The sequence below is a fragment of the Pseudoalteromonas sp. S4741 genome (assembly GCF_005886135.1).
Taxonomy (GTDB): domain Bacteria; phylum Pseudomonadota; class Gammaproteobacteria; order Enterobacterales; family Alteromonadaceae; genus Pseudoalteromonas; species Pseudoalteromonas tetraodonis.
The window spans coordinates 1-11090 of the sequence record NZ_PNCN01000102.1 but is presented as its reverse complement, the minus strand read 5'-3'; the positions used below and the strand labels follow the sequence as shown (position 1 = coordinate 11090).

Sequence of the window (11090 nt, the reverse complement as noted above, 5' to 3'; positions counted from 1 at the left end):
AAAGATCAACAGACCCTAATCTATTAAAAAGCCACACTAAATAGTGTGGCTTTTTGTTTTTAGCTGCAGCTTAAAATTTCATTTCAACTTTGCCATAAACATAACGGCCATTAAAACCAAATGGCGAAAAGCCCGAATACGAGAACAAACGTGAGAAGGTAGTTACATCGCTCACTAAATCACGCGTTGGATCTGGGTATACATCAAACACATTATTAGCGCCTAAGCTCAGAGTAATGTTGTTATTAAGTGCATAGGCAACATCTAAGTCGGTGATCCACTTTGGCTTGAGCACTTCGTTACGCTCTGGAATTTCTGATGGGTCTTGTGTCTCACCATAGCGAGTGCTGCGAAGTGTGGTACGCCATTCGTTTAGTGTCCATGTAGCGCTTAGGTTGTATTTATTACGCGGGGTACTTACTTCAAAACGACGCAGTTCATTACCCGAGAACAAATTATCTTGTTCAACACCTACGCTTTGTAGCTCAGCGGGTGGGGCAATAATATTAGTCACTTCGTTTTTGCCGTAGTTATAGCCTAAATTAAACGCTACATCACCGTAGTTATCGGTCATTAGGTTGTAAGAGGCAACCACATCAACGCCACGGGTTTTGCTATCAATCGCGTTTAAGAAAAACCGCCCTTGGTTAGCTCCAGTGCCCTCAAGTAAGCTTGCTACACCTGCACCCGACAGGTTATTTGATAACACAATACGGTCATCAATTAATATTTGGTAATAATCCACAGATAAGCTGAAATTAAAGTCGGTTGACCAGGTAAAACCTACCCCGTAGTTGGTGGCTTCTTCTGCATCTAAGCCCGGTGATCCCAATGCAACGGCTACATCACTGCTTGGGGCAAACGTCCCTGTTTGTGTTGGAATACCATCAACAAACACGGTGGCCACTGAAGTAAAATATTGCTGTTGCAGAGAGGGCGCTCTAAAGCCGGTTGATACAGAGCCGCGTAATGCTAAATCTTCTGTTAGCGTATAACGGGTGGCAATTTTACCATTAAGCGTATCGCCAAAGTCAGAGTAGTCTTCATAACGCGCTGCGACGGCAACGTTCCAGTTATCTGTAATAAAGGCTTCTAAATCAACGTAAAGGCTAACATTATGGCGGCTGTTATCACCCGCAGACTCAGGTGTGAAACCTGGGAATACTTGCGAACCTGCAGAGCCAAATGGGCCATTAACTGGGTCGGTTACTGCGCCACCAGGGCCAAAAGTGCCTTGTGCGTATGAGGCTTCTTCGCCTGCCTGAATTTCGTAGCCTTCACGACGATACTCAGCACCCACTGCGACGTTAATTCCGCTAGCTAAAAAGTCAGCATCAATCTCGCGGCTAAAATCAAGGTTAATAGTCAGCTGATCGTAGGTAAGTGTACCGGCATCAAAACTGGTTTGACTGCTAGGCCCATATGAGGTGTTTAAGCTATCAATAACACCAAAGTTAAAGGCATCTTGGCCGTATACAGCAGAAGCGTCGTAATTCCATTCATTAGCAAAACCTTTTACGCCAAGTGCTAACGAAAAATCGTCAATATCTGAGGTGATCACCGGTAAAAAGCCATCAGGATAAATATCTGTTACGTTACGGCTGTCTTGTGCGCGACGATAAAAACCTCCGCCTTCGCCTTCACGCTTGCTGTAAGAGCCAAACGAGTAGAGCTCGGCATCGTTAGTTAATTGATAACCGGCATTATAAAACAGCGCAAAGTCTTCAACGGTGCCATTGCCAAAGTTATGATTGTAACGATCCCATGTGAACTCACGCGGATCAAGAGAGCCATCAGGTAGGCGGGCGTAATTTTCGCGCTGGTCATAATCAGAGCGATTCGTTGAGCTACGGTCGCGATATTCAGTAGAAATACTTAAAAAGCCGTTATCACCTAATTCAAAACCCATATTACCTTGTAAGGTTAACGTTTGGCCGTCGGTCAGCGAGCGGTCGCTGCCTTCATTAAAGGCTAAGTTGCCATTGGCATCTTCAGAAACGGATTCTAGTTGAGGCACACCCTGCATTTCGGTGATGTTTGCTCCATATACAGCACCTAGGCTGCCGCCACTGCTATTACTTTTAAGGACAATATTAATTACACCGGCAATGGCGTCTGAGCCATATTGCGCTGCGGCACCATCGCGCAATACTTCTATTCGCTCAATCGCGTTTGCAGGAATAGCGTTTAAATCAACCGATGATGACCCACGACCGGTTGAACCATTTAAATTAAGCAGTGCATTACTATGGCGACGTTTACCATTTACGAGCACTAAGGTGTGATCAGGTGCTAAGCCACGCAGTTGAGCTGGGCGCACATGGTCGCTGCCATCGGTGATTGATGGCTGAGGGAAATTAAAGCTTGGTAATAAAGTGCTCAGTAGTGCATTGGTTTCAGTTTGCCCTGAACTTTTTAGGGCATCACCGCTAATGATATCAATCGGAACTGGGCTGTCTTCAACTGTGCGGCCGAGTCGGCGAGAGCCAATTACACTAATTTGTTCAATATTTTCTTCTGCTTGTGTTTCTTGCTGTGCGGCATTTACCGACCACGAGCCAAGTAGTGCAGCGGCAACACTGAGTGTAATGGTTTTTTTTGCTGTAAATAGCTGTTTTAGTTGCATGATTAGTTTCCCTCATTCAATGCTCTACAGGTAATTCAATTATTAATGAACTAATTGAAATTTCTGTTGTCAAGGTAGACCATTTTTACAACCAAGGTCAATTGAATTACATTCAATCTACAATTTATTTACAGCGGCAGGTGGACTATTTGAGTAGCCTGTAGCGTAAGTCGCCATTTACCATTTAATTTTACCTGTGAGCATATCTTTAAACATTACCCAATCGCCCCATAAACTATATAACGGGTGCTTAAATGTAGCAGGGCGGTTTTTTTCAAAAAAGAAATGCCCAACCCACGCAAAGCCATAACCAATCACTGGTAATAACCATAACAACATAAGTTGTGAGCTAAAAAACGCATAGCCTGCCAGTAACAGTACTAAACTACTGCCTATAAAATGCAATCTACGGCAGGTTTGATTACGATGCTCTTTTAAGTAATAAGGGTAAAAGCGTTTAAAGCTTTTAAAGGATTGGGTTTCTGTCATTACTTAGCCTATTGGTGTTTAAACGTTGTTCATTAATGTATTTAAGCGTAACTAAGCGCAGGTTAACAGCGATAAATGACGTTTACCGCATCTTAATAGACAAAAGCAGGAAAAGTTAATAACTTAGATTGATTATCAACAAGGAAATAAAATAACAATGCTAAAAAAAACACTGACCTGTGCGGTTGTAATCGCACTTGCGGGGTGTTCACAACCTGCAGAAAACACCTCTCAAAATGAAGTAAAAACAGCAATGAAAGCAGTTAACTCTCTAGATTACCCTGAAACTAAAAAAGGCACAGTGGTTGACACTTACTTTGGTGAAAATGTGGCTGATCCGTATCGTTGGTTAGAAGATGATATGAGTGATGAAACGGCTCAATGGGTTAAAACACAAAATAACCTAACCTTTTCATATTTAGAGCAAATACCGTACAGAGATACGTTAAAGCAGCGCCTTGAAAAGTTAATGAACTACGAAAAAATCAGCGCGCCGTTCACCGAAGGTGATTACACCTATTTTTACAAAAATGATGGCCTGCAAAATCAGTACGTTTTATACCGCAGTAAAGACGGCGGCGAGGCTGAGATTTTCTTAGATCCAAATACCTTTAGTGAAGATGGTACCACTTCAATGTCGGGCTTATCATTTTCAGAAGACGGCTCATTGTTAGCATACCAAATATCGGAAGGTGGCAGTGATTGGCGTAAAATCATTGTTATAGACACCGAAACCAAAGAGCAAGTAGAGCAAGCACTGGTTGATGTTAAATTTAGTGGCGTAAGTTGGTTGGCAAATGATGGTTTTTATTATTCAAGCTACGACAAACCAGAAGGCAGTGAGCTTTCTGCAAAAACTGATCAACATAAAGTGTACTATCATAAATTAGGCCAAGCCCAAAGCGAGGATGCGCTAGTATTTGGCGATACCGCTGAGCAAAAACATCGTTATGTGGGCGCTAAAGCGACCAAAGATGGCCGTTATTTGTTTATTAGTGCTAGCGTATCGACCTCAGGCAATAAATTATTTATTAAAGATTTAACTAAGCCAGATAGCGAGTTTGTTACCGTAGTGGGTAATACCGACTCTGATACCAGCGTGATTGATAACGAAGGCAGCAAGCTATTTTTGGTTACTAACTTAAATGCTCCAAATAAAAAAGTAGTGACGGTTGATGCAAGCAACCCGCAACCTGAAAACTGGCAAGACTTTATTCCAGAAACCGAAAACGTACTTAATGTAACGCTTGGCGGTAACACATTCTTTGCCAACTACATGGTTGATGCTATCTCTAAAGTGAAGCAGTACAACAAGCAGGGCGAATTGATCCGCGATATTAGTTTACCAGGCGTTGGTACGGCGGGTGGTTTTGGCGGTAAAAAAGAGCAAACTACGCTTTATTACTCATTTACTAACTACAAAACACCTGGCACGACTTACAGTTTTGACGTACAAAGTGGTGAGTCTAAAGTATATCGTAAGTCAGGGATTGATTTTAATAGCGACAACTACACCTCTGAGCAAGTATTTTATACCTCTAAAGATGGCACTAAAGTACCGATGATTATTACTTACAAAAGTGATATTAAATTAGACGGTAGCAACCCAACTATTTTATATGGCTATGGTGGCTTTAATATAAGCTTAACACCTCGCTTTAGTTCAACAACAGCGGCTTGGCTTGAGCAAGGCGGCGTATACGCAGTGGCAAACATTCGTGGTGGCGGTGAGTATGGTAAAGAGTGGCATAAAGCAGGTACGCAATTGCAAAAGCAAAACGTATTTGACGACTTTATTGCTGCTGCACAATACTTACAAGATAAAAAATACACCTCTAAAAAGCGCCTAGCACTGCGAGGTGGTTCAAACGGCGGGTTATTAGTCGGTGCCGTAATGACCCAGCGACCTGACTTATTTCAAGTGGCGCTACCTGCGGTAGGCGTACTGGATATGCTTCGTTATCATACCTTTACAGCGGGCGCTGGTTGGGCATACGATTACGGTACTAGCGACCAAAGTAAAGAAATGTTTGATTACTTAAAAGGCTACTCGCCAATTCATAATGTAAAAGCAGGGGTTGAATATCCGGCGACTATGATCACTACAGGCGATCATGATGACCGCGTTGTACCGTCGCATTCATTTAAATTTGCAGCAGAGCTTCAAGCGAACCAAGCGGGCACTAATCCAACGCTTATTCGTATTGAAACCAATGCAGGCCACGGTGCGGGTACGCCAACAAGTAAAATTATTGACCTTTATGCCGACATGTACGGTTTTACGCTTTACAACATGGGCATTAAATCACTTTAATGTGACTTTATAAGCTAACGAAAAGCCGAGTTACTTAAATGACTCGGCTTTTTTTTATGCTCACTACTTTATTGTATGGGAGAGAACAACCGTTGATAAGTTTTATAAGCGTATTCGTCACTCATACCGCTTAAGTAGTCACAAATAATTCGCATGCCTTGATGGTGTTTTTCGGCTTCTAGGTAAAGTGCTTGCGTGGTTTCGGGTAATAACCGCATTGGATCGCTGGCAAATGCGGTAAACAGTTCAATAAGCAGGTTCTGCCCTTTAAATTCTATTTGCTGCATTTGAGGGTCGCGTATCAAGCGTTGAAACACAAAATGTTTAAGTATTTGTAATACGCTTTCGTATTGCTGATCTAATTTGGCGGTGTGCTTTAAAATAGGGCATTCAAAGGCATCGTTTTGTATGTCTAAATGAATATGAATAATAAAGGTATTTACTAATTCACCAATGGCATCTTTGCGTTCATGTTCGTGCTTTGAAAATAATCGCTCTGTAAGTGATTTAAGTAGCGTATTTAACCAATCATAGTTGAGTGCTTGTAAGTGCGGCAATGCATGGGTTAACCAATCGTCTAGGCTTAACACATCGGTGGCTATGGCATCTTCAAGATCGTGTACGGCATAGGCAATGTCATCAGCCAGTTCCATAATGGCACTATCGAGAGATTTATAGCGTGTTTTAGCTCGGTATGAATCTACAATATTTTGGCTGGTTAATAATGCTTTATCATTTTGACTCAGTGGTTCAATGATCCAATTAAATATAGGTGCATCGTCATTGTAAATACCTTTAGCAGGTCGCCAGTCGTCGGCTTTTATAAACGCGCGTTGTTTATCTACTTTGGGAATGTTGTACCACAACTGATTGATAAAACCAGGGTACTTTATAAACCCTAATAATGTGCGCCTTGTTAAGTTCATGCCATAGCCATTACTGTAAGGCTCTAGTTTGGCAACTATTCGTAGTGTTTGTGCGTTACCTTCAAACCCGCCATGATCACGCATCATGTAGTTAAGCGCAATTTCTCCGCCGTGCCCAAAGGGCGGATGGCCGATGTCGTGCGCTAAACATAAGGTTTCGAGTAATCCGGTTGATGGAAAATGTTCAAAACGAGGGTGCAGGGCTTTTAAGTGACGTAATATGCCCGTGCCTATTTGCGATACTTCTAAAGAATGGGTAAGACGTGTGCGATAAAAGTCATTTAAACCAATACCCATTATTTGAGTTTTGGCTTGAAGGCGTCTAAATGCTGCAGCATGAATAATTCGAGAGCGGTCTATTTGCCAAGGAGAGCGGTTATCGTTTGGGCGGTGCTTATATTGTTCAATTATTCTATTTTGCCACTGTTTATCCATGTCACAACCTATCTCTATATCTACGACTTTAACGCTTAGTATATTATAAATAACTCACAATAGGCGTATGAATTTTATTCAGTTGTTCGGTATTCGCGTTTATAAAGTGGCTTAGGTATAATGAGTGTTCGTATGTATGTGACTACACCATACATAACTTAGAGTTTAATTGAGATAATACATGTTAAAAACTATTTTTCAGTTGTTGTTAGCCGCCCTTGTTATTTGGGCACTTACTCATCCATTTATACAAACTGATGAGTTTGTTTCAGATGAACAAACACGTGCTGACGACATTAAAAAAGAAAAGAAGAAAGAAAAACCATTGCACAATGTTAAGTTGCCAAAATTCTCAGAATACACCGATGTAAAAGAGAAAAAGCATGCGTTTTTTAACTTCATTAAGCCCCATGTAGAAGCCGAAAACAAAAAGATTTTACAGCAACGTGCAAACATTGAAATTGCGCGCATGATGCTAGAACACGACGAGCCGTTAAGTAAAAAACAAGCGAGCGATATTAAAAAAATACTTAAATTATACCGCTTACCTGAAACCTTAGACACGCTTACACTAACTCAAGCGCTGCGCCGTGTAGATATTATTCCTAAAGAACTTGCCCTAATGCAAGCTGCTAATGAGTCGGCATGGGGTACCTCACGCTTTGCCCGAATAGGCTTAAACTTTTTTGGTCAATGGTGCTACAAAAAAGGCTGTGGCATGGTGCCAAGAAGACGTAATAATGAAGCCGAGCATGAAGTGGCTGCATTTAAATCGGTTCGCGCTGCTGTAACGTCATATTTTAGAAATATTAATACGCATAATGCCTATAAACAATTACGCAGTATACGTGAAGATTTACGCGCACAGCAAAAGCCAATTAAAGCGACTAAGCTAACCCTTGGGCTGATGTCCTACTCAGAGCGTGGTGAAGCGTATATTGAAGAGCTAAATACGATGATCAATCAAAACCGAGCGTACTTTGATGAATAAACCAGTATTAAAATTAGTTACGACTATAGCGACCTGCTTTTTAGCAATAGCGGCAAATAACACCTATGCTAAAGAGTTTGTTATGTCGTATGACGGTTTTTACGACCGTTTAAAAGTAGTAAACAAAGGCGATTTTCAGTATGCCCGCGTAAACTTTTATATTAGCGATATTGGTACTAACGAAGTATGTAGTATCAAAAGCGGGACTATTTTAACTGAAAAAAATGAGTACCCGCTTAATTACACTGACAAAGCGCAACTGTTATTACCGTATGATAAGCAGCTCGATACTGACAAAGCGGTGATTGTGGTTCAGCCTAAAAATCCGGTTCATGATTGTCAGTTAAAGCTTCAAATAGAGGCCAACGAGCTAGAAGGGCTAACCTTTTCAAAGCAATCATTATTAACCATTAATAATGAGCTTGAAGCGCTTTTAACAGACTTGTCGGGCTTTTTTGTTAGCAAACTAATGTGGTTTTTACTGCCTGAGCAAAAAGGGGTGGTTGTTACTTTTAACGCGCCTAAACAATTTGATGATGAGCGCATAACATGCGAAGAATCAGTATGTTATTTTGAAGTAACAGACAGCTGGCAAAACGACACCAAAGTATTGGCTGATATAAACGAGGTAGTTAAAGTAACGCCTTGGATCAGTAAGTAATAAAATTAATTGGTTTGATTATAAAGCGGGGTCAGGTTTGACCCCGCTTTTTTATCGCTAAATTAAATAATGGCAGAGGGGCTATTCATGAGTGCGCTTTTTTCATCATGAGTAACAACTCTATTTCGGCCCGTTTCTTTAGCAAGGTAAAGGCGTTTATCAGCTTGCAATAGCAGCTCTTGCATATTTAAATCGCGAATAAGTGCGCTACTTACTCCAGCACTAACAGACAATGCAATACTATTACCGTTAAAATAAAAGGGATATTGATCAATACTTCTGCATAGCTTTTGGGCTAACTGCCTTGCTTGAGTAAGGTTTTTTTGGTTAAGGAAAATAGCAAACTCTTCTCCGCCAATTCGAGCGGTAATGCCTGCTTCAAAAAACAATTCGTTAATATGTTGTGCAATCCACTTTATTGCTTCGTCGCCAGTTTCATGGCCATATTGGTCGTTCACTTGTTTAAAAAGATCGATATCGAGCATAATTAACGACACTCTGCTGTTAAGTGGTGCAGTGTGGGTTATTTTTTTACACAGGCGGAAAAAGCCTCGTCTGTTTAATAATTGTGTAAGCGGATCGTGATTCGCTAAGTTTATTAGTTTTGATTCTTCATTGGCAAAAGCAATAAACGGCAGAATTAATGCACTTGCTGTGGTTAAAAATAAATGCGAGACCAATAATAGTTGTAACCCCGCGGCTAAGTTCGCCTGACTAATTTGGCTAAAGTAGGGTAAAACAAGGAGTACAACTTGCAACAGCATTACTAGACTGTGTAGTGAAAAGCAGGCAATTAGTAGTCGTTGCTGTACTATAGCAACACTGGGGGTTTTAATCATTAAATAGGCCGCGTAGCTAAATAGTACGGCAGTAATAATACTGGTAATAATTTGCCCCGCATCAATGAGATACACAGCAAGTAGCAATGTGCAACATATAGCACAGGCATAATATAAAGGCGTTAGCTTTACTGCAAGCACCGTACTTTGTGGTATTAACCCTAAAATAAGCAGGAGTGGGGTTAAAATAATAAATAGGTAAGCAAAAAAGTAAGTTAAAAGTGGATAGTCAATCACCCCTCTCAAACCAATCAGGGCAATAGCGGTTATAAACGAGCAGCAGGCAGTAGCAAAAAATAAAAAGCTAGGTTGTTTTTTATATGAATACACAGAAAAAAAGAACACTGCAATAAACAAGTTAAGAATAAAACAGAGGCTAATTAATGTGGGTAAATGAAGCATGTTTTAGTTGCTCTTTTAGCTGAATAAGAAATAACGCTTAACTCATTATTAGGTAGTAACACTAAAATAGCAAGGGAGTAAAAAGTATTAACTTTATACTCCCTTGCTACAAACTTAACCCTTTAAGGTCAGTCGTTAAACTAAACTTTTTAATGCGGCATCGATTTCAGAAAAGTGAAAACGGTAATTATTTTCTAATGCTTTTTTAGGCACCACAAATTGGCCGGTTGTAAGTAGATCTGCCATTTCTCCCATTAGAACATTGAGCACAGCTGCAGGCATGGGCATAAAGGCAGGGCGTGACAATGCTTTGCCCAATGATTGGCTAAATTGTTTATTGCTCACCGGATGCGGGGCAGTGGCATTTACAGCACCAGAGATATCTTGATTACGAATCAAAAATAAAATGAGCTGCACCATGTCATCAATGTGGATCCATGACATACCTTGCTCGCCATTGCCAATTGGCCCGCCTAAACAAAGCTTAAATGCAGGCAACATTTTTCCAAGTGCGCCGCCTTTTTTAGCCAGTACAATGCCTGTGCGAAGTAAGCAAACACGAGTATCGTCAGACTCAGCTTTTAATGCAGCGAGTTCCCAATCCCTGCAAAGTTGGTGACTAAATTCATCGTGTGGTTCTGTGTTGTTTTCATCAACTTGGGTTTTACCTTGGCGACCATAATAGCCTATTGCACTGCCTGAAATAAACGTATGTGGCGGTGTATGACACTGATTAATTGCATCGCTTATGGCTTGGGTAATAATAATTCGGCTATCGCGTATTTTTGCTTTTTGTTTATCACTCCAGCGTTTATTAACGATAGGTTCGCCGGCTAAATTAATGACAATATCGACCGTATTAAAATCGACATCGTCTAAGCTGCTAACAGCATTTACTCTGTGGCCTAACAACACTTTAGCTTTGGTTGGGTTTCTACTTAGTACCGTAATGTCGTGGTGGTGCAACAAGAAAGGGCATAGGTGCCTACCAATTAAGCCCGTGGCGCCTGTAAAAAATATATGCATTGCAACTCCAAAATTATAAATAAAGCGGGATGTTTAAAATTTATACTCCCCAGCTCAACGATTTGCAAATTTATACGTACTAATCATTATTATGATCACCTAGGGTCTGTTGGTCTTTGCGGATTAATATTTGTTCAAACTAGGGGCGATTTAATCGCGGCGCGAGGTTTGTAACCTAGTGGGCTAAGTCAAAACCGAGCAACAAAGAGTAAATTGCCCCTAGACAGAACCCGAAGGGCAGCGCCTGTTTGGCATTAATGCTGCGTTATCGCCTATTTATGGGGAACAACCACACCACATAGGCTCTGCCTTGCCTTAATACCAAAAAGACGGCTGCAACTTTAATCGTGAAAGGTCAACAGTCCCAGGGCGCCACCCAAT

At 41.0% G+C, this 11090-nt stretch carries 8 protein-coding genes; 3 read left to right on the top strand and 5 right to left on the bottom strand.

Annotated features, from left to right (window positions below; genetic code table 11):
* Positions 1 to 70: 70 nt before the first annotated feature.
* Entirely contained in the window at positions 71 to 2626 is a 2556-nt protein-coding gene (locus tag CWC30_RS13715; protein ID WP_138627370.1) for a TonB-dependent receptor plug domain-containing protein, read from the bottom strand.
* A 177-nt stretch (positions 2627 to 2803) separates the two neighbouring features.
* Positions 2804 to 3115 (bottom strand): Mpo1-like protein, encoded by a 312-nt coding sequence (locus CWC30_RS13710; RefSeq protein WP_013465102.1) that lies wholly within the window; start codon positions 3113 to 3115, stop codon positions 2804 to 2806.
* 157 nt (positions 3116 to 3272) lie between these two features.
* On the opposite strand from CWC30_RS13710, the gene CWC30_RS13705 reads away from it, so the two are divergent.
* Positions 3273 to 5429, top strand: a complete 2157-nt coding sequence (locus CWC30_RS13705; protein WP_138627369.1) for a prolyl oligopeptidase family serine peptidase — start codon at positions 3273 to 3275, stop codon at positions 5427 to 5429.
* A 68-nt stretch (positions 5430 to 5497) separates the two neighbouring features.
* Here the strand turns inward: CWC30_RS13705 and CWC30_RS13700 are convergent, their stop codons facing one another.
* Complete coding sequence (locus CWC30_RS13700; protein WP_064662534.1) at positions 5498 to 6790, bottom strand: anti-phage deoxyguanosine triphosphatase; 1293 nt, start codon at positions 6788 to 6790, stop codon at positions 5498 to 5500.
* 181 nt (positions 6791 to 6971) lie between these two features.
* Here CWC30_RS13700 and CWC30_RS13695 point away from each other — a divergent pair, with 181 nt between their 5' ends.
* Together CWC30_RS13695 and CWC30_RS13690 are read left to right on the top strand one after the other, a co-directional pair.
* A complete protein-coding gene (locus CWC30_RS13695) occupies positions 6972 to 7781 on the top strand; it encodes a glucosaminidase domain-containing protein (protein ID WP_013465099.1) in 810 nt (269 codons plus the stop codon).
* On the top strand, positions 7774 to 8442 hold the full coding sequence (locus CWC30_RS13690; protein WP_058154755.1) for a DUF2987 domain-containing protein: 669 nt from the start codon (positions 7774 to 7776) through the stop codon (positions 8440 to 8442). Before CWC30_RS13695 ends, CWC30_RS13690 begins: the two co-directional genes overlap by 8 nt.
* A 62-nt stretch (positions 8443 to 8504) precedes the next feature.
* Here the strand turns inward: CWC30_RS13690 and CWC30_RS13685 are convergent, their stop codons facing one another.
* Positions 8505 to 9683: a GGDEF domain-containing protein gene (locus CWC30_RS13685; protein ID WP_138627368.1), complete on the bottom strand. Its 1179-nt coding sequence runs from the start codon at positions 9681 to 9683 to the stop codon at positions 8505 to 8507.
* Between the two features lie 135 nt (positions 9684 to 9818).
* On the bottom strand, positions 9819 to 10709 hold the full coding sequence (locus CWC30_RS13680) for a TIGR01777 family oxidoreductase (RefSeq protein ID WP_036954506.1): 891 nt from the start codon (positions 10707 to 10709) through the stop codon (positions 9819 to 9821).
* Between the last annotated feature and the right edge of the window lie 381 nt (positions 10710 to 11090).

Coding starts and splice junctions, on each gene's coding strand:
- CWC30_RS13700 (WP_064662534.1), bottom strand. CDS start 6,790: ATGGATAAACAGTGGCAAAATAGAATAATTGAACAATATAAGCACCGC.
- CWC30_RS13710 (WP_013465102.1), bottom strand. CDS start 3,115: ATGACAGAAACCCAATCCTTTAAAAGCTTTAAACGCTTTTACCCTTAT.
- CWC30_RS13715 (WP_138627370.1), bottom strand. CDS start 2,626: ATGCAACTAAAACAGCTATTTACAGCAAAAAAAACCATTACACTCAGT.
- CWC30_RS13690 (WP_058154755.1), top strand. CDS start 7,774: ATGAATAAACCAGTATTAAAATTAGTTACGACTATAGCGACCTGCTTT.
- CWC30_RS13685 (WP_138627368.1), bottom strand. CDS start 9,683: ATGCTTCATTTACCCACATTAATTAGCCTCTGTTTTATTCTTAACTTG.
- CWC30_RS13695 (WP_013465099.1), top strand. CDS start 6,972: ATGTTAAAAACTATTTTTCAGTTGTTGTTAGCCGCCCTTGTTATTTGG.
- CWC30_RS13705 (WP_138627369.1), top strand. CDS start 3,273: ATGCTAAAAAAAACACTGACCTGTGCGGTTGTAATCGCACTTGCGGGG.
- CWC30_RS13680 (WP_036954506.1), bottom strand. CDS start 10,709: ATGCATATATTTTTTACAGGCGCCACGGGCTTAATTGGTAGGCACCTA.